This window comes from Spirillospora sp. NPDC048819 (genome assembly GCF_040650055.1).
GTDB lineage: Bacteria > Actinomycetota > Actinomycetes > Streptosporangiales > Streptosporangiaceae > Spirillospora.
Window position 1 is genome coordinate 12,814 of the sequence record NZ_JBEZGN010000035.1, and the last position, 17,563, is coordinate 30,376.

Below are 17,563 nucleotides of genomic sequence, written 5' to 3' on the forward strand. Positions count from 1 at the left end.
CTCCGAGGTAGGCAACGCTCCGAGGTAGGCAACGCTCCGATCCGTCCGGACGTGGGGGCAGTATTTACCTTTTGTCTGGTTGTGGGGGGATTGAGGCTGGGGTGATGCTGGTGGTGACTCCCCGCCGGGAGGGACCCGGCGGGAAACCGATACGACGGGCACGCGATGTGGGGGTGTGCCGCGGCCCGACGGGGGAGGCCAGATGGAGGCCACGGTTCTGGAATCCATGCGGACCACGCTGCGCGGCCCGGTCCTCGGCCCGCAGGACTCGGAGTACGTCCGGGCCCGGGCGATCTACAACGCGATGATCGACACATGTCCCGCCGCCATCGTCCGGTGCGCCGACGCCGCGGACGTGATGGCGGCGATCGGCCTGATCCGCGACGCCGGCGCGGAGGCCGCCGTCCGGGGCGGCGGGCACAGCGGTCCCGGCCTGTGCCTGGTGGAGGGCGGAGTGACCATCGACCTGTCGCCCATGCGCTGGGTGCGGGTCGATCCGGACGCGCGGACGGCCGAGGTCGGCGGGGGAGCCCTGATGAGCGACCTGGACCACGCCACCCACGCCTTCGGCCTGGCCGTGCCCGCGGGAATCGTCTCGACCACCGGGGTCGGCGGCCTCACTCTCGGCGGCGGCCACGGTCATCTCACCCGCAAGTACGGCCTCACGGTGGACAACCTGCTCGCCGCCGACGTCGTCCTCGCGGACGGCACGCTGGTCACCGCGTCCGAGACACGGAACCCCGACCTGTTCTGGGCGCTCCGGGGCGGAGGCGGCAACTTCGGCGTCGTCACCTCGTTCACCTATCGGCTACACCCGGTGCACACGGTCGGAGTGGGCATCACAGTGTGGCCGATCGACGCCACACGTGACGTCCTCCGGTGGTATCGCGACTTCCTGCCGCAGGCGCCGGAAGACCTGAGCGGCTTCTTCGCGGTCATGGTCGTCCCTCCCGGGCCGCCGTTCCCCGAGGAGATCCACGGGAGGAAGATGTGCGCCGTCGTCTGGTGCTACACCGGTGATCCGGACGAGTTGGACGACGCCCTCGCGGAGGTGAGCGAGCCCGCCCGGCCGGCGTTCCACTTCACCAGCCCGATGCCGTATCCGATGCTCCAGTCCATGTTCGACGACCTCATCCCGGCCGGTCTGCAGTGGTACTGGCGGGGCGACTTCTTCGACCGCCTCACCGACGAGGCCGTCGACGTGCATCACAAGTACGGTTCGCAGATCCCCACCGACCTGTCGACCATGCACCTGTACCCGATCGACGGCGCGGCCCACCGGGTGGGAAGGGACGACACCGCCTGGGGCTACCGGGACGCCATCTGGTCCGGCGTCTACGCCGGCATCGACCCCGATCCCGCGAACGCCGCGACCATCCGGCAGTGGTGCGTGGACTACTGGGAGGAACTGCACCCGTACTCGATGGGCGGTTCCTATGTGAACTTCCTCGGCGCGGATGAAAGCGAGGACAGGGTCCGGGCCACCTACCGCGACCACTACGACAGGCTCGCGCAGATCAAGGCGAAGTACGATCCCGACAACTTCTTCCGGGCGAACCAGAACATCCACCCGGCGGCCGCGCACGCTTGACGGCCGTCCCCGAAAGTCGTCCCTGAAAGCCGTCCCTGAAAAGAGGAGCGCCCCCGTCCGTCCGGACGGGGGCGCTGTGCTCGTACAGGCCGCGGGCGTCACCGCTTGGTCGCCTTCGCGATGCGGACGCGGCGCGCCTTCTTCGCCTCGTCCCGCAGCACCCGTACACGGTCCTTGATGATCACGTTGCTGAACTCCGGCCGGTTCATGTCCTTCTCCTTGTTCCCGCCGGGCCCCTCTTGGCCCGACATGTACAAGGTTCGTCCTAAGACCCCACCCCCCACATTGGGACGACGCCTTATCTACGCCGCCTAGGACGCCTTAGATTCGTGCCGACCCCCAGGAGGAACCTCAGATGGACGTGCAGTCACGCACCCAGGAACTGGCCGACCACCTTGTCGCGTCCGGTCAGGAGGTCGGCCTCCAGATCGCCGCCTACCTGAACGGCGAACTCGTGGTGAACGTGTGCTCCGGTAAGGCGGACACCACCACCGGCCGTCCGGTCGACGAACGAACCCTCTTCACCGGTCAGCCGGGGCCGGGACCGGGGCCGATGTCGACCGTCGTCCATGTCCTCGCTGAGCGTGGACTGCTCGACTACGGCGCCCCGGTCGCCGCCTACTGGCCGGAGTTCGGCGACCACGGTAAGCACGACATCACGCTCGCCCACGTCCTCACCCATTCCGGTGGGGTACCGCAGGCACCGCCTGGCATCACCGTTGAAGACCTCGCCGACTGGGACGGGACGTGCGCGCGGATCGCGGACCTGCGGCCGCTCTGGCGGGCGGGCACCGCGACCGGTTACCACGCGGTGACCTTCGGCTTCATCCTCGGCGAGGTCGTCCGCCGGGTCACGGGCCGGCCCGTCTCGGCGGTGCTGCGGGACGAGGTCGCAGCCCCCCTCGGCGTCCCCGACGACCTGTTCTTCGGCATCCCCGCCCACCACCTGCCCCGGGTGGCACGGCTGGAGGACGGGGACCGATCGGACCCCCTGGCCAACTACCCTCCCGGTTCGCTGTACCACCAGGTGATCCCGCCACAACTGCAAGGAGACGCCGCACTGGCGAACCGGCCCGAATACCAGACGGTGGACGCCCCGTCCGCGAGCGGGGCGACGGCCCATGCCGTCGCCCGCATGTACGCCGCCCTCATCGGTGAGGTGGACGGTGTCCGCCTCATCGGCCCGGCCCGGACCAGCCGCCTCTCGGCGGCGATCACGATGAAGGAGGACCGGGTGACCAGGACCCCCGTCCCGAAGGGGCTCGGCTACATCGTCGGCACCGTGGACATGGGCAGTGCGAACGCGTTCGGCTGGCCGCCTAACAGCGGCCTGTCCTTCGCCGACCCCGAACGCGGATTCTCTTTCGCGTACCTGCCCAACCTCTGGGCCTTCGCACCGCTGAGCCTCGGCTACGAGGTCGCCGACGCGGTCCGGTTGGCACTGGGCTTGGAGACGGGGGTGATCCAGGCCATCCGGAAGAGGAGGGCGGAACACGCGGTCCGCCGCGCCCGCCCTCGCGTGGCCAGGCGAAGAGCAGCCGACGCCAAGCGCCACCAGTAAGCAGCCGACGTCGGGGCACCGCCGGTGAGCGGCCGATATCGGCACCGCCGGTGAGCCGCCGTCTCTTCCGGGGCGGCTAGGAAAGGGGTGGACAGGCGGGCCCGTGGTCTGTCAGCATCCAGCCCATGATCTATGAAAGGGGCGTCGCCGCCCTCGTCCGGTGAGCGTCTTCGCGCAGCGGGAAGCTGCCGACATCCGCGCGGAATGGCTCGGGCATCTGCTCTCCACCGCGCCCGCCGACCGTCCGGCCGCCGAGGCCGCCATCTCCGAGTTGTACCGGCTGATCGGGCTCGACCCACCGCGTTTCCATTGGGTCGCCTCACCCCTGGCCGCACTGGAAACCGTCCCGCCCGGCGTGCGGCTGCGGGCGTCCGAGACCGTGGACCGACTCTCCGACTGGCCTGTGCCACTGCGCCTCCGCAGGCTGATCAGCGAACTGACCGCGCAGTTCAACGTCTCCGTTCTTCGCGGCTACCGCCCACTGGACCAGATGATGGGGCAGCTGGTCCGAGCACCGATCATGGCCTCCGGCCACAGCACGCTCGCCATGGCGCTCCGGTCGGTTCAGGAGACGGTCAGGCGGAGCGACTCCTGGTACGCGGCCCTTTGCGCGTCCTGGTCCGCCCACTACGACGCGGTTCGCCGGACGTCCGGTGTGGTCTTCCCGCCTGAGCAGAACCGCCTGCTCGACCTGTGGGCGACGCTGGTCCGGTCCTGCGGCTGGTGGTGGCCGCGCGAGCACGTCTGCGTCGTCTCCGAGCGGCCCGTCGAGATCCACACCGAGGTCTGGGGCGACGAAGAGCAGGTGCGGCTGCATCGCCCGGACGGCCCCGCGCTCCGCTTCGCCGACGGCTGGGCCGTGCATGCCTGGCACGGCACGAAAGTGCCGTCCTGGGTGATCGACGACCCGAGTGTCGAACGGATCATGCGGGAGACCAACATCGAGGTCCGGCGGTGCGCGATCGAGAAGATCGGCTGGGGCGAATACATCGACCAGGCCGGGCTGAGACTCGTCGCCGCCGCGCCGGACCCCGGCAACCCCGGCTCGGAGCTGCGGCTCTACGACCTGCGTGAACAGACCCGGGTGCTGCTCGCCGTCAACGGCTCCGTCGAACGCGACGGACACCGCCGCCGCTACGGGCTGACCGTGCCGGGCGGTATCGAGGACCCGATCGCCGCCGCCGGATGGACCTACGGGCTCTCCGCCGATCAGTACTCACGACTCGTCCGACGAACCTGAGGTGATTCCCATGACCGTGACTCTCGCGTCCCTTTCCCAGCAGACCGGACTCGCCGTGCTCGACCATCTCGAACAGTCGGTGAGCATCCCCGTCGTCGACGGGCTCCAAGCCCAGGGCGACCTGATCGTCATCCCCCTGTCCGAGATCTCGGCATCCCTGTCGTACTGGCCGAACCCCACCTGGATGGGCGTGCCGCCCGAGGGCGTCGAGTTGCTCCGGGGCGCGGCGGGCGGCAACCCCCACACCCTCGTCGCCGACCCCGACACCTGCCGCTGGACGAAGAACGTGTCGGACCCGGGCGGGCTCACCATCGGCGTCTTCGAGGCGTCGGCCCCCGTCTACCTGCTGCATCCCGAGCACGGCGCCTCCGGCTGCACACCGGGCAGCTACGCCATCCGCCGCCAGCGCGAATACGCGGCCGGCGGATGGGGCCCCCGCCTCGTCGCCGACTGATCCATCAGCATGCCACTCACCGATCGGCCCGACGTGAATCGGCTGAACCCGCGAAGTGCCTGGACCCCCGTGAAATGAGAGAACGCCCCCGTCCTTTCCGGGCGGGGGCGTTGATACTCGCCTGCGGGCCGTTGCACGCAACGAGCTCACAAGTGCCCCGCTGACGGTCCTTGGTCTTGCGGCAAGATCTGAGAATGCGCTCCGCCTTCGGCTGAGGTGAGTGAAGGTATTCCGGGCCTTAGCAGAATCTACTTATCCTGCGGCGTCCCCCTGTGGCCTCCCCTTGTGGTGTTTCTTGCTGTGGTCGGCTGCTGACGGTTGCTCACTGCGGAGGCCCTGGGGTACAGCGTTTGGCTGAGGTCCATTTTTTATCGGTTTTGTGTGGTCGCTGCGGGTGGGTGGCTGAGGTGGCCTTCCGAAGGTGGGTGCGCTCGTTTCGCTGTGTCGCCGGTTGCTGTCACGTTGGTTGCGGTGGTGGTTTGGTGTGAGGTGTTCATCTGCGGGTTTGGTGCGGGGTGCTGTCGGTGCCGCGCTGCGCGCGGAAAGCGGTCGGCGAGGATGGGGGGTTGATGGGGGTGCCGGTGATGGTGCGGCTCAGAGTGCGTGTTCCGGGTCGGATGCTGCGTCCGGCTTTTTTGGGCTAGGGGAGAAAAGGGGGTGACAGTAATGTGGCGTGTCCGGATTGTCCTGCCGATGTTGGTGGGGGAGTCGCTTATAATTGAGGGACGGAATTAGGGTTGGGAGGTGAATCTCCGTGTCAATGCCGGAACCGGTCACTGCAATCGTCGGCGGCCAGCGTGAATGGGAGGATCGGGGGTGGTTTCCGCCTGGCCCGAAACTGGCGATCTGCCTTTCCGGCGGGAAGAACCGGCTGGACGATCTGACCGATGGTGAACTGCTCCAGGTCGCGGCCGCCGCCCGGCGGCAGACCTCGTGGGCGCAGTCGCGGGAATTGGCTGCGATCGCCGAACTCACCCGGCGCCACACCGCCGATGAGGACGCCGGCGACCCCGACTACCGGATCCTGTCCGCCCGGGAGTCGGTCACCGAAGAGGTCGCCGCCGCGCTGACCGTTACGAGCGACACCGCCGCCAACCTGGTCCACCTCGCCGAACGACTGACCGGCCCGCTGGCCGAGACGGGAGAGGCGCTGGGCGCCGGGCAACTCGACATGGCCAAGGCGCGCGTCATCTGCGATGTCACCGACCGTCTTCCCGAAGAGGCGGCCCGGCGGGTGCAGTGCACCGCCCTGGAGAAGGCGTCCGGGCAGACCACGGGGCAACTGCGCCGCCGCATCAGGAGGATCGCGCAGCGCCTCGCACCCGAAGCGATCGAAGAACGCAAGCGGGAGGCGACCCGGCTACGGCGGCTGGAGGTGTGGGACACCCCGTCCGGCACCACCGATCTGGCCCTCTGCGACCTGGCCCCCGAGGACGCCCACGCCATCTACAACAAGATCACCGCCGCCGCGCACGGCATCAGAACCGACGGTGACACCCGGCCCCTGAACGCCATCCGCGCCGACCTCGCCGCACAACTTCTGCACGGCGCGGAACTTCCCGATGCCATCCGCGCCGTCCTCAAACAGGGGTGCGACGCCCCCGCCCCCACCGACGGCCGTGACCCCGCGTCGCGTCAGCCGGTGTCGGCGGCCCACCACCACACGGGACCGCGCTCCCCGAGCCCGCGAAGCGAGCCGGGCGGTACGTCCGAAGATCTCAGCGGTGATACGGGCATCGCGGCGTTGGCGGACGAAGTGGACCGGCGCCTGAGACACGTCCAAGCACGCGTCCAACCCCGTGAACTGCCACACACCATCCGGCGGACGGTGCAGCGCATCCACGACCAGTTCTCAGACGCTCGCGACGCGGCCTGCCGGGGTGGCGACGAGGTCCACGGCAGACCCGGCTACCGGCCGCCCGCAGCGATGCGGCGAGACGTCGAAGCCCGCCACCCGACGTGCGTGTTCCCCACCTGCAACCAGCCGTCACACCGCTGCGACCTCGACCACACCGTCCCGTGGCGGCCTGGAACTACGTGCCGATGCAACCTCGCACCACTTTGCAGACGGCACCACAGATTGAAGCAGCGAGCCGATTGGAGGCTGTTCCAAATCTGGGCTGGACTGCTGATCTGGGTCGCCCCGTCCGGTGCCTGGTACCTGGTTCACCCTGACCGGCAGTGAACCCCAACATGTCAGAGCAGAACGGGGACGCGCCGAAATCCACCGCCGACACGAACCCAGCCTCATAGGCGCCGAGAGTGGCCGCGCACCAGATCTGGACGGATGTGGAACAGGCGGCGCCATGGCGGACGGGCACGTGTTCGTGGGCGCGCTCGCGCAGCTCCTGCGGGGTCATGGGTACACGGTCAGCAGGGTCGCTCCTCGTGGGGGCCCGTCAGGAGTTCAAGTGGATGTGGGCCCAGGAGTTGTTCACGTAGCCCTTGGGGTTCCACAGGTGTGCCGGGGATTCGGGCTGGACGGCGCCGGTGGAATCCCAGGCCCTTGCGGTGACCTTGATCGCGCCCTCGGGCAAGTCCACGGTGGTGCGCCAGTGTTGCCACGTCCACGGGTCGTGTCCTGCGTCCAGGTCCGCTTGTGCCCAGGAGCGGCCGCCGTCCAGGGAGACGTCGACTCGGGCGACGGTGCGGTCGTCGCCGGCCAGGGCGTAGCCGGTGATCTCGGTGGGGCCGGGAGGCAGGTGCGCGCCGTCGTCGGGGCTGAGGATGTCGCAGTTCAGGGCGATCGGGCCGAGGGAGATGCCGTCGCCCGGTCCGGCGCGGCCGGGGTCGGCCTCGGCGGGCAGCACGCGGTAGGCGGTGGCCTGGAAGTGGTTGGCGGACGGTTCGGCCTGCGCGGTGACGCGGGTGAGCCATTTGACGCTGCGGGCCCCGATCCATCCGGGGACGATCACACGCAGCGGGGCGCCGTGGATCTGGGGGAGCGGACGGCCGTCCATGGCCCAGGCCAGGAGCACTTCCGGGCCCAGGGCCTTGCCGGTGGAGATGGAGCCGCCGTAGGGCTGGGGCGGGTCGGCGAGTTGGGAGACGTCCGGGGCGGCGAAGGCGATGTGCGCGGCGCCGGGGCGCAGGCCGGCGTGTGCCAGGACGTCGGCCAGGCGCACCCCGGTCCAGCGGGCGGTGGCGGTGGCGCCCGGGCCCCACGGGGCCTCACCGGGGATGTCGCGCACCTCGATCAGGCCGGCGCGGCGGTTGCCGGCGCACTGCAGTGTCGCCGTCACCTCGGCCTCGTCGAAGCGTTCGCGCAGGTGTTCCAGGGACAGGTCAAGCCGGTGCCGCACCAGGCCGTCCACGGTCAGCCGCCAGGTGGCCGGGTCGATGCCGGGGACGGGGCCGTGGTTGCGGACGTAGAACGCGTCCGGCGGCGTTCTTCGATGTCCGGCCAGTGCCGTGCGGGGCGGTTCGGCGTTGAACGGCTCCCGCTGGTGGACCAGCATGTCGTCCCGTTTCCCCCATGCGCTCATGCTGCCGGGGTACCCGCTCCGTGTGGTTGAAGCGGTCCATGCGCTGGTCGCCTTGGGTGCGAAACACGGGGTTTACGGGTACGGCAGGCCTAATGCCCGTGTGTAAGCGACTTCGACACTCAGGAGCCACCGGATGTTCTTCCAGCAGTTCCATCTCGAAGGTCTGGGGCACGCTTCGTATCTGCTGGGGTCGGAGCAGACCGGAGAGGCGCTGGTGTTCGATCCCCGGCGGGACGTCGAGGACTACCTGGCCCAGGCGCGCCGTCAAGGGCTGCGTATCCGGTACGCGCTGGACTCCCACGGCCATAACGACTACCTCTCCGGGGTGACGCAGCTCGCGGTCCGCACCGGCGCGCAGGTGTTCGGCGCGGCCACGGCGGACCTCGGATACCAGCACCGGCCGCTGCGTGACGGGGAGCAGGTCGAGATCGGCGAGATCGGCATCGAGGTCCTGCACACCCCCGGGCACACGCCCGAGCACATCAGCCTCCTCGTCTACGACCGGGACATCAGCTCGGACGAGCCGGCGCTGCTGCTGTCCGGCGGTGCCCTCCTGGTCGGTGATCTGGCGCGGCCCGACCTGCTCGGCGGGCGTGCGGAGGCGGAGGAGGCCGCCCGGGCCTTCTGCGCGACGGTGCAGAACAAGATCCTCTCTCTTCCCGACCATGTGGAGGTCTTCCCGACGCACGTGGCCGGGTCGCTGTGCGGTGGCAGCATCGGGAGCCGGCTGTCCACCACTGTCGGCTACGAACGGCGTACCAACGCCCGGCTCGCCGAGGCGGGTGACACGGCGCGGTTCGTCGAGCACTGCCTGCCGGTGGACGGCCTGCCCGCCGTCCCGCCGTACTGGCGCCGGATGCGCGCGAAGAACCTGGCGGGCGTCGAGCCCGTCACCTCGGTCGCGGAGCCGCCCGCTCTGCAGGTGGAGCAGGTCAAGCAGGCCCGTGGTGACGGCGCGGTGGTGCTGGACGTGCGTGCGCCGGAGGCGTTCGGCGGGGGTCATGTGCCCGGCGCGCTGAACGTCGGTCTCGGTTCGTCCTTCGCCACCTGGGCGGGGACGGTGCTGCCGGAGGACGCCCGCGTGCTCCTCGTCCTGGACCGGCCCGACGACCTGTGGACGGTGGTCTGGGACCTGCTGCGCATCGGCTACGACCCGCCCATCGGCTGGCTGGCCGGCGGGATGGCCGCGTGGCGCACCGCCGCCGAACCCGTGGAGCGCATCCCGCAGATCACCGTGCACGAACTCCGCGACCGCCTGCGGGCCGGCGAGGTGAACCTGCTGGACGTCCGCCAGCCCGCCGAGTGGTCCGCGGGACATGCTCCCGGTGCGGCCTTCATCACCGGCGCGGAACTGCCCGAGCGGCTCGGCGAGGTGCCCGGCGGTAAACCCTTGGCCGTCGCCTGCGGTTCCGGGTACCGGTCCTCGGTCGCCGCGAGCCTGCTGGCCGCGCACCGGGACGGGCCGGTCCTCAACGTGCTCGGCGGGATGGCGGCGTGGCAGGCCGCCGGGTTTGACCTCGACCGAACTTGAGGTCGTACTTTCGGGCGGCAAGGCAAGACGACCGTCCGAGGGGGGATCTCCATGACCACGACCGCTCCCGTCACCGTATTGGGGCTGGGCCAGATGGGATCGGCCATCGCCGAGACCTTTCTCAAGCGCGGCCATCCGACGACGGTTTGGAACCGCACGGCCGGCAAGGGCGCGTCCTTGGCGGAGGCCGGCGCCTCGGTGTCCGACACCGCTGCCGAGGCGGTCGCCGCGAGTCCGCTCGTGGTGGTGTGCGTTCTTGACTACGAAGCGGTCGACGAGGTCTTGGCCGGAGTCGGTGATGCGATCGCCGGCAAGGTGCTGGTGAACCTCACCAGCGGCTCTCCCGGGCGGGCACGGGCGACCGGGCGCTGGGCGGACGAGCACGGCGCCGCGTACATCGACGGCGGGATCATGGCCGACCCGCCGGACCTGGGAACGTCCAACGCGTTCATCTCCTTCAGCGGTTCGCGTGAAGCGTTCGAGGACCACGAGCCGACGCTGCGGGAGTTGGGGAACAGCACGTTCTACGGCACCGACGCCGGACTGGCCTCCGTCGAGTTCATGGCGCAGGTCGCGACCGGATACGAGTTGCTCATCGGCTTCCTGCACACCCTCCGGCTGGTGCGGGCGGAAGGCGTGGATCCGGCGGAGTTCGCCGAGCGTGTCGCGGAGTCGATGGCCGTCGGCTACCCGCCGTTGCTCACGGTGATCGGGAAGGCGGTCCGCGACGGCGAGTTCCCGCCGGACCTGGGCCCGCTGTCGGTGCAGGCCGCCCTGATGGACGACCTGATCGACCATCGGCGGTCCCTCGGCGTCGACGTGACGCGGATGCGCGAGGTCAAGAGGCTCATGGACGAGCGGATCGCCGCCGGCCACGGCGACGAGGGCTTCTCCAGCCTGTTCGCCCAGCTCGGCGGCTAGGCGACTTCCACGAAGCCCAGGCGGTCGTACAGGAGCCGGGCGCGGCGGTTGCGGCGGGTCACGGCGAGGGACAGGGTGTCGTGGCCCTGCTCGGCGAGGACGTGCATGACGGCCTGGACCAGGCCGCGTCCGAGGCCCCGGCCCGCATGCGACGGGCTGACGAACAGGAACGCCAGCAGCGGGAGGTCCTTGTAGAGGGTGACGAGGGCCCCGGCCACGGGACGTCCCTCGTGATCGGCGACGAACGATGCTTCGCGCTGGAAGACGCCGTACTCGCCGTCCAGGGTGAGCCGGATTTCGCGTTCCGCGCCTTCGAGGTCGCCGACGTCGGTCTCGTCGGGGGTTCCCCGGTAGGCCTCCCACATGAGCGTGGCGAGCGCGGGGACGTCGTCGTCGGTGAACAGGCGGAAGCCGCGCGGGGGCGGGGGCATCGCGTGCAGGGGCGCATGGAGGCGGCTGCGGACCGGTGCGCCGAACGTCCCTGATGTCATGGTTTCGAGTCTAGGCCGCGCCCCCGCCGGGTCCCGGCGGGGGCGGGCGAGGGCGTCAGCGCTTGTAGCGGCGGCCGTGGAGCATGTTGATCAGGCCGAGGACGCGGGCCATCTCCTTCTCGGTCCGCTCGAAGGACGTCAGGTTCATCGTCGCGAACCGCTGCCGGGTGATGGCCTTCGGGCGGGTGAACTCGCGCAGGCCGTCCGCGCCGTGGATGCGCCCGAAGCCGGACTCGCCGACGCCGCCGAACGGCAGGGCGGCGACCTGGGCGAACGCGGCGAAGGCGTTGATGGACGTCATGCCGGAGCGCATCCGGCGGGCGACGTCCAGGGCGCGGGACTTGTCGCCGGAGAAGATCGTCCCGGCGAGGCCGTAGCTGGTCCGGTTGGCCTTCTCGACGGCCTCGTCGAGGTCCTTGACGCGGTGGACGGTGATGGTCGGGCCGAACGTCTCCTCGCAGACCGCGGACGAGTCGTCCGGCACGCCGGTCAGCACGACCGGCTCCACGTACGGCTTGCGGACGGACTCGGCGCCGCCCACCACGGCCGTGCCGCCCTTGTCGAGGGCGTCCTTGATGTGGCGTTCGATGATGTCGAGCTGGGACGGCATCGTGATCGGGCCGTAGGCGGCCTCGCGGTCGAAGCCGGGACGCAGGTCGCGGGCCTTATCGGTGAGCTTGCCGAGGAACTTGTCGTAGGCGTCGTCGACGACGTAGATGCGCTCGACGCCGATGCAGGTCTGGCCGGCGTTCGACATGGCGCCCCAGAGAGCGGCGTCTGCGGCGGCGTCGAGGTCGGCGTCGGAGTCGACGATGCAGGCGTCCTTGCCGCCGCATTCGGCGACGATCGGGGTGAGGTTCTCCGCGCAGGCGGCCATGACGCGCTTGGCGGTGCGGGCCGAGCCGGTGAAGGCGATCTTGTCGACGTGCGGGGACGAGGACAGCGCCGCGCCGGTCTCGCCCAGCCCGGTGATCGTCTGCAGGACGGGGTGCTCGGGGACGACGGCGGCGACGAGTTCCTCGAGGAGCACGCCGACGCCGGGGGTGAACTCCGACGGCTTGAACACGACGGCGTTGCCGGCGGCGAGCGCGTACGCGATCGAGCCCATCGGGGTGAAGATCGGGTAGTTCCACGGGCCGATCACGCCGACGACGCCGAGCGGCTGGTACTCCAGCACGCACTTCTGGTTGATCGCCATGATGCCGGGGTAGACGCTGCGCGGCCCGAGGATCTTCTGGGCGTTGCGGGCGGCCCAGTCCAGGTGGGAGATCGCCATGATCGTCTCAAGCTGGGCGTCCTGCACCGGCTTGCCGGTCTCGGAGTGGATGAGCTCGGCCATCCGGTTGAGGTTGCGGGCGAGCGACCCCTTGACGTTCAGCAGCCGGAGCCGCCGCTCCTTCCAGCCGAGGGCGCGCCACCAGCCGGCCGCCTCCCGGGCGCGCTCGAGCGCCGCGGCGACGGCGGCGGCGTCCTGGACGGGATGCTCGGCGACGACCTCGCCGGTGGCCGGGTTCAGGGACGCGAAGGTTTCGGCGCTCTCCGTGGCCACGGACATGAGGAACCTCCCGGGAGGAGCCTGGTAAGTGATTGCTTGCAGCGATGTACTCGCTAGTAAATCACCCTAAGCCCCGAGGGGGCACCCCCGGCTCCGCACGTCAGTTGTCCCACCACTGGAAGAGCGAGTGGCCGGCCTGGATCGGGGCCTCCCCGAGCCCCAGCGCGCCGGTGAGGTTGAAGACCACGTCGAAGAAGGCCCCGTTGATCGGCCCCAGCCACAGCAGCGCGATCAGGATGAGGAAGGCGTAACCGCCGTATGGGGCGACCTTGTCCACCCACTGGCGCGGCAGATACGGCTCGATGATCCCGAAGCCGTCCAGCCCCGGGATCGGCAGCAGGTTCAGGACCGCCGCCGTGACCTGCAGGAACGCCAGGAACGCCACACCCAGCCAGAACACCCCGTGATCCTGGTGGGCGAAGTTCTTGTACAGCACCGCCAGCATGATCGCGAACAGCACGTTGGACAGCGGGCCGGCCGCCGAGATCAGGCTGTGCCGCAGCCTGCCCGGGATCCGGTGCCGCTCGATCCAGACGGCGCCGCCCGGCAGCCCGATGCCCCCGAGCACGATGAACACCACCGGGATCAGGAAGCTGAGCGTGATGTCGGAGTACTTCAGCGGGTTCAGCGTGAGGTAGCCCTTGGACACGACGCTGCGGTCGCCTGACCGGTAGGCCATGTAGGCGTGCCCGAACTCGTGCAGGCACAGGGACAGCATCCACGCCGCGAGGACGAACCCGAACAGCGCGATCCGGGCCGGCTGGGCCGGATCCACCCCGTACCGCCAGGTGATCAGGCCGCACAGGACCGTCGCCCCCACGATCGCGAGGAACACGGGGCTCGGCCGTACGGCCGCACCCCCTCGCGTCCCGTGCGCAGTCCCCTCCATCGCCCTGGCCCCTCTCGCCACGCCGTTCCGCCGGCGCCCCGTCCGGTCTCCGAAGCTACCTTCTCCCTGGAGTCACGGTGCCGCGATCACCGGAACGACATAGGTGCGCAGGAAGCGGCGCAGCCCGTCGGCGTCCCGGTCCCGGTCCATGACGATCAGCGAGGTGATGATGCGGAAGAGGAACTCCACCGTCCCCTCCACGTCGATGTCGGCCCTGAGCGTGCGCTGCCGCTGGGCCTGCTCGAAGTAGGGCCGCACGTAGTCGCAGCAGAGCGCGAGGACGTGCTCGGCCGCGCCCGCCACCGCCGCCTGCATGTGGCCCGCCGCCTCCGGTACCAGGAAGTGCGCGATGGTCGGCTCGCTGCGGACGTACTCGACCGCGTCCATCGTGCCCTCGACGATCGCCTTCGGCACCGACCGCTCCCGGCGCAGCCGCTCGGCGAGGCGGTCCAGGAACCGGTGCAGGTCACGGACCACCACGGCCAGGATCAGCTCGTCCCGCCCGCCGGTGACGCTGCGGTACACCGTGGCCCGGGACAGCTTCGCCGCGGCCGCGATGTCCTCGACCGTGGTCTTGGCCACGCCGAAACGGCCGAAGCACTCCTCGGCGGCGTCGATGATCCGCTCGCGCGTCGCGTCGGTGCTGACCGGGGGCATGGCTGCACATTACCGGCCGCCCGCCGGGCCCTCAGTCCAGGGAGTACTCCAGGGTCCAGGTGTGCGCGCCGTCCTCGGTGACGGTGATCTGGCCGACGCCGCGGATGCCCGCGAGCTCGCCGGTGCCGGACGTGGGGACGATCAGCCACCGCAGCCACTGCGTGCCGGGCGTCCCGTCCTCGCTGCCCGCGCTGTGCTGCAGGACGAACGTGCCCTCGCGGCCGTGCAGGATGCCCTGGACGTGCTCGATCCCCACGTAGGCGACGGGCCCGGCCGAGGACTCCACGGTGATCAGTTCGGTCGTGCTCGTCCCGACGAGGTCGCCGTGGAACGTCTTGCGGACGGACACCCGGGTGAGCTTGGTGCCGTCCCGCTCGTCATAGGGCTTGTCGGCGTCCCAGGCGTCGATGTCGAAGCTGCCGCCGGCTTGAAAGGTCATGCCCGCAATGATGCCGTCCGCGGCGGCGCCGCGGGAGGACCGGTCAGAACAGGGTGCCCTCGTGTTCGATGCCGCGCAGCGCGTCGTAGTCGAGGGTGACGCAGTCGATGCCGCGGTCGGTGGCGAGGACGCGGGCCTGCGGCCTGATCTCCTGGGCCGCGAACACGCCGCGGACGGGCGCGAGGTGCGGGTCGCGGTTGAGCAGCTCCAGGTAGCGGGTGAGCTGCTCGACGCCGTCGATCTCGCCGCGCCGCTTGATCTCGATGGCGACCGTGGCGCTGCCCTCGTCCCGGCAGAGGATGTCGACGGGGCCGATCGCGGTGGGGAACTCCCGGCGGATCAGCGACCATCCGTCCCCGAGCGTGGTGATGTGCTCGGCGAGCAGCTCCTGGAGATGCGCCTCCACGCCGTCCTTCTGCAGGCCCGGGTCGACGCCGAGTTCGTGGCTGGTGTCGTGCAGGATCTCCTCGATCGTGAGGATGAGCCGCTCACCGGACTTGCCGTGCGTGACCGTCCAGCGGGCGATGGCGCCGTTGTCCTCGTAGCTCTCCTCGCGCAGCGAGCAGGGCGGGTTCATCCAGTTGAGGGGCTTGTAGGCGCGGTCGTCGGCGTGGACGCTGACGCTCCCGTCCGACTTGATGAGGATCAGGCGGGGGGCCATCGGCAGGTGGGCGGTGAGCTTGCCGGCGTAGTCGACGCTGCACCGGGCGATAACGAGACGCACGCCGCCCAACTTTAGCGGCGCGGCCGGGCGCGCGGGCCGGATCGGCCGTGGACGGCGAGGGCGGCGAGGGCGGCGTACCCGTCGTCACCGCCGCCGGTCGCTAAGGCGGGACGGCCGCGGATCTAAGGCGTCGTGCCGATGTGGGGGCGGACGCCTTAGGACGAACCTCTTGGATGTCGGGCCCGTCCGGTGGGCCCGGCGTCCAGGAGGAGGGGCCGTGTTCCACCACGACATCATGCAGTCGATCATGCGGGAGCGGGCCCGCGGGATGCGGGCGGAGGCGCGGGCCGCCCGGGCCGGCCGACTGGCGCGCCGGGCCCGCGAATTCTGGGCCGACCAAGCCGAGCGCGGCGCGGCCCGCCCGGTCCGGCGGCGGCCGTCCGGGCACGGCGCGGAGCCCGCACGTTGACCCGCCCCCGGCCCGGCGTGCCCGGCCGGGGGCGGCTCATAGCGAAATGAAAATCCTTGTCAAGCCTGGAATTCTCAGGCCGCCGTGATTAGCGTCGCGTGTGGGAGTCATCCTCCGTCTGGCGAAAGGACCCCCGCATGTCTCTTGACGTGACCCCGGAACTCCTGGAGACGGCGCAGAAGGGCGAGGTCGGCGACGCGGCGTTCGTCGAGTGCATCAGAACGTCCCTCCCGTACGCGTGGGACATGATCAGCGGGCTGGTGGCGCGGCTGCAGGTGGACGGCGGGGACTTCGCCGACAACCTGACGCCGCCGCCGGACGAGAAGGCCCGAGGCCAGCTGCTCCGCGTCCTCGCGAGCGACGCCATGCGCGACACCCTGGAACGCTACTTCGGCGTCAAGCTCGCCTTCCAGAACTGCCACCGCGTGGCGGTCTTCCCGGCCGGCGAGTCCGACGCCTACCGGACGTTCGTGACGGCCCGCGAACAGATCCTCAACCAGTCCCCCGAACTCCGCGACTGCTGACCGTTCGTCCACGCGCGCGGCGTGCCGGTGTCCCCGATGGCACCGGCACGCCGCACGTGTGTTCAGGAGACGGCGGCGCGGACCTTGGGGAGGACGTCGGCGCCCAGCCGCGCGATGTTCTCCAGCGTGGCGGCGCGGGAGCCGGCGGCTTCGACCAGCAGGATCAGGTGCCGGATCCCCGTGCGTTCGACGGTGGTCACGAGCGACTCCACACAGTCGTCCGGTGAACCGACTGGATGCAGGTCGCACATGAGGCGCGTGTAGGCGACGGGATCGCGGGACGGCCGCGGACGGTCGTTGACGGGGACGTATCCCTCCAGGCCGGGGCCGAGCCAGCGCGGCATCTCGTCCATGAGGGTTCTGACGGCTTCTTCTCGTGTGTCGGCGACCTGGGCCACGTGGGTCGAGATGTGCGGGGCGTCCGGCATGCCGTGGCGTGCCACTGCGGCGGCCTTCTCATCCGGGCCTATGTGCATGCCCAGCAGCATCGGCAGATTCCGCTCCGCCGCCAGCATCTCGGTGGCCTCGGACGTGCAAGCGACGGTCACCGGCGGCGGGACAAGCGCGCGCGGGACGACCGGAACCTCGCGGAAGCGGAAATGCTCCCCGGACCACGCGACCCGGTCCGAGTGCAGCCAAGACAGAAGAAGGTCCAGGGATTCGGCGAAGCCTTCCTCGTAGCGGGGGAGACCGGTGCCGAACACCTCCAGGTCCCGCCACGGCCCGCCGCGTCCGACGCCCAGGCGGAAACGGCCGCCGGACAGCAGCGACAGCATCGCCGCCTCCTCGGCCAGCGCCACCGGATGCCGGCTGGACAGCACGCTGACCGCCGTCCCGACATGGACGCGGCCGGTGAGCGCCAGGATGTGCCCGGCGAGGACGGTCGCCGACGGGACGACCCCGTACGACATGAAGTGGTGTTCGGCCAGCCAGACGTCGTCGAACCCGGCCCGTTCGGCGGCGACGGCGGCCTCAACGGTCCGCGCCAAGGCATCGGCGTCATCCGAGGCCTGCGAGCGGAGCTTGTTGGGGTAGCGGGTGGCGAGGAGGAAGATTCCGAGGCGCACGTCCCCGTCGTACCCGCCCTCGTGG

Annotated in this window: 18 protein-coding genes; 9 read left to right on the forward strand and 9 right to left on the reverse strand. The window is 70.3% G+C overall.

Annotated features, from left to right (window positions below; translation table 11 throughout):
- Positions 1-202 precede the first annotated feature (202 nt).
- Entirely contained in the window at positions 203-1,591 is a 1,389-nt protein-coding gene (locus AB0C35_RS34775) for an FAD-binding oxidoreductase (protein ID WP_358465672.1), read from the forward strand.
- 98 nt (positions 1,592-1,689) lie between these two features.
- Here AB0C35_RS34775 and AB0C35_RS34780 read toward each other — a convergent pair whose 3' ends face one another.
- Complete coding sequence (locus tag AB0C35_RS34780) at positions 1,690-1,842, reverse strand: hypothetical protein (RefSeq protein WP_358465675.1); 153 nt, start codon at positions 1,840-1,842, stop codon at positions 1,690-1,692.
- 104 nt (positions 1,843-1,946) lie between these two features.
- Between AB0C35_RS34780 and AB0C35_RS34785 the strand changes: the two genes are divergently transcribed.
- The 4 genes from AB0C35_RS34785 (at position 1,947) to AB0C35_RS34800 (ending at position 7,031) form a co-directional block, all read left to right on the forward strand.
- The gene (locus tag AB0C35_RS34785) at positions 1,947-3,152 is read left to right on the forward strand and encodes a serine hydrolase domain-containing protein (protein ID WP_358465678.1); all 1,206 of its coding nucleotides are present in this window, start codon (positions 1,947-1,949) and stop codon (positions 3,150-3,152) included.
- A gap of 160 nt (positions 3,153-3,312) precedes the next feature.
- Complete coding sequence (locus AB0C35_RS34790; RefSeq protein WP_358465681.1) at positions 3,313-4,392, forward strand: DUF6745 domain-containing protein; 1,080 nt, start codon at positions 3,313-3,315, stop codon at positions 4,390-4,392.
- 10 nt (positions 4,393-4,402) lie between these two features.
- On the forward strand, positions 4,403-4,846 hold the full coding sequence (locus tag AB0C35_RS34795; RefSeq protein WP_358465684.1) for a hypothetical protein: 444 nt from the start codon (positions 4,403-4,405) through the stop codon (positions 4,844-4,846).
- Positions 4,847-5,606: 760 nt separating this feature from the next.
- Positions 5,607-7,031, forward strand: a complete 1,425-nt coding sequence (locus tag AB0C35_RS34800; protein ID WP_358465891.1) for a DUF222 domain-containing protein — start codon at positions 5,607-5,609, stop codon at positions 7,029-7,031.
- 214 nt (positions 7,032-7,245) lie between these two features.
- Here AB0C35_RS34800 and AB0C35_RS34805 read toward each other — a convergent pair whose 3' ends face one another.
- Positions 7,246-8,331: a sulfite oxidase gene (locus AB0C35_RS34805; protein WP_358465687.1), complete on the reverse strand. Its 1,086-nt coding sequence runs from the start codon at positions 8,329-8,331 to the stop codon at positions 7,246-7,248.
- Positions 8,332-8,464: 133 nt separating this feature from the next.
- Between AB0C35_RS34805 and AB0C35_RS34810 the strand changes: the two genes are divergently transcribed.
- Entirely contained in the window at positions 8,465-9,862 is a 1,398-nt protein-coding gene (locus AB0C35_RS34810; RefSeq protein ID WP_358465690.1) for an MBL fold metallo-hydrolase, read from the forward strand.
- 51 nt (positions 9,863-9,913) lie between these two features.
- Entirely contained in the window at positions 9,914-10,783 is an 870-nt protein-coding gene (locus tag AB0C35_RS34815; RefSeq protein WP_358465693.1) for an NAD(P)-binding domain-containing protein, read from the forward strand.
- On the opposite strand, the gene AB0C35_RS34820 is transcribed toward AB0C35_RS34815, so the two are convergent.
- The 6 genes from AB0C35_RS34820 to nucS all read right to left on the reverse strand — a co-directional run bounded on the left by AB0C35_RS34820 (position 10,780) and on the right by nucS (position 15,538).
- A complete protein-coding gene (locus tag AB0C35_RS34820; protein WP_358465696.1) occupies positions 10,780-11,274 on the reverse strand; it encodes a GNAT family N-acetyltransferase in 495 nt (164 codons plus the stop codon). The genes AB0C35_RS34815 and AB0C35_RS34820 overlap by 4 nt on opposite strands.
- 55 nt (positions 11,275-11,329) lie before the next feature.
- Positions 11,330-12,829, reverse strand: coding sequence for an aldehyde dehydrogenase family protein (locus AB0C35_RS34825; protein WP_358465699.1), 1,500 nt, complete (start codon positions 12,827-12,829; stop codon positions 11,330-11,332).
- Between the two features lie 100 nt (positions 12,830-12,929).
- The gene (locus AB0C35_RS34830; RefSeq protein ID WP_358465702.1) at positions 12,930-13,718 is read right to left on the reverse strand and encodes a site-2 protease family protein; all 789 of its coding nucleotides are present in this window, start codon (positions 13,716-13,718) and stop codon (positions 12,930-12,932) included.
- A 72-nt stretch (positions 13,719-13,790) separates the two neighbouring features.
- Positions 13,791-14,375, reverse strand: a complete 585-nt coding sequence (locus tag AB0C35_RS34835) for a TetR/AcrR family transcriptional regulator (protein ID WP_358465705.1) — start codon at positions 14,373-14,375, stop codon at positions 13,791-13,793.
- Between the two features lie 31 nt (positions 14,376-14,406).
- The gene (locus tag AB0C35_RS34840; RefSeq protein WP_358465708.1) at positions 14,407-14,814 is read right to left on the reverse strand and encodes a DUF3224 domain-containing protein; all 408 of its coding nucleotides are present in this window, start codon (positions 14,812-14,814) and stop codon (positions 14,407-14,409) included.
- A gap of 43 nt (positions 14,815-14,857) precedes the next feature.
- Positions 14,858-15,538: an endonuclease NucS gene (gene nucS, locus AB0C35_RS34845; protein ID WP_358465711.1), complete on the reverse strand. Its 681-nt coding sequence runs from the start codon at positions 15,536-15,538 to the stop codon at positions 14,858-14,860.
- 217 nt (positions 15,539-15,755) lie between these two features.
- Between nucS and AB0C35_RS34850 the strand changes: the two genes are divergently transcribed.
- Positions 15,756-15,947 (forward strand): hypothetical protein, encoded by a 192-nt coding sequence (locus tag AB0C35_RS34850; RefSeq protein ID WP_358465714.1) that lies wholly within the window; start codon positions 15,756-15,758, stop codon positions 15,945-15,947.
- A gap of 137 nt (positions 15,948-16,084) precedes the next feature.
- Complete coding sequence (locus AB0C35_RS34855; protein WP_358465716.1) at positions 16,085-16,471, forward strand: SCO5389 family protein; 387 nt, start codon at positions 16,085-16,087, stop codon at positions 16,469-16,471.
- Positions 16,472-16,533: 62 nt separating this feature from the next.
- Here AB0C35_RS34855 and AB0C35_RS34860 read toward each other — a convergent pair whose 3' ends face one another.
- A complete protein-coding gene (locus AB0C35_RS34860) occupies positions 16,534-17,538 on the reverse strand; it encodes an LLM class flavin-dependent oxidoreductase (protein ID WP_358465718.1) in 1,005 nt (334 codons plus the stop codon).
- Between the last annotated feature and the right edge of the window lie 25 nt (positions 17,539-17,563).

Excerpts from the sequence above, each read along its gene's own strand:
- AB0C35_RS34800 (WP_358465891.1), top strand. The coding sequence starts at position 5,607 with ATGCCGGAACCGGTCACTGCAATCGTCGGCGGCCAGCGTGAATGGGAG.
- AB0C35_RS34815 (WP_358465693.1), top strand. The coding sequence starts at position 9,914 with ATGACCACGACCGCTCCCGTCACCGTATTGGGGCTGGGCCAGATGGGA.
- AB0C35_RS34835 (WP_358465705.1), bottom strand. The coding sequence starts at position 14,375 with ATGCCCCCGGTCAGCACCGACGCGACGCGCGAGCGGATCATCGACGCC.
- AB0C35_RS34825 (WP_358465699.1), bottom strand. The coding sequence starts at position 12,829 with ATGTCCGTGGCCACGGAGAGCGCCGAAACCTTCGCGTCCCTGAACCCG.
- AB0C35_RS34785 (WP_358465678.1), top strand. The coding sequence starts at position 1,947 with ATGGACGTGCAGTCACGCACCCAGGAACTGGCCGACCACCTTGTCGCG.
- AB0C35_RS34830 (WP_358465702.1), bottom strand. The coding sequence starts at position 13,718 with ATGGAGGGGACTGCGCACGGGACGCGAGGGGGTGCGGCCGTACGGCCG.
- AB0C35_RS34775 (WP_358465672.1), top strand. The coding sequence starts at position 203 with ATGGAGGCCACGGTTCTGGAATCCATGCGGACCACGCTGCGCGGCCCG.
- AB0C35_RS34805 (WP_358465687.1), bottom strand. The coding sequence starts at position 8,331 with ATGAGCGCATGGGGGAAACGGGACGACATGCTGGTCCACCAGCGGGAG.
- AB0C35_RS34855 (WP_358465716.1), top strand. The coding sequence starts at position 16,085 with ATGTCTCTTGACGTGACCCCGGAACTCCTGGAGACGGCGCAGAAGGGC.
- AB0C35_RS34795 (WP_358465684.1), top strand. The coding sequence starts at position 4,403 with ATGACCGTGACTCTCGCGTCCCTTTCCCAGCAGACCGGACTCGCCGTG.
- AB0C35_RS34810 (WP_358465690.1), top strand. The coding sequence starts at position 8,465 with ATGTTCTTCCAGCAGTTCCATCTCGAAGGTCTGGGGCACGCTTCGTAT.
- AB0C35_RS34840 (WP_358465708.1), bottom strand. The coding sequence starts at position 14,814 with ATGACCTTTCAAGCCGGCGGCAGCTTCGACATCGACGCCTGGGACGCC.
- AB0C35_RS34820 (WP_358465696.1), bottom strand. The coding sequence starts at position 11,274 with ATGACATCAGGGACGTTCGGCGCACCGGTCCGCAGCCGCCTCCATGCG.
- AB0C35_RS34780 (WP_358465675.1), bottom strand. The coding sequence starts at position 1,842 with ATGTCGGGCCAAGAGGGGCCCGGCGGGAACAAGGAGAAGGACATGAAC.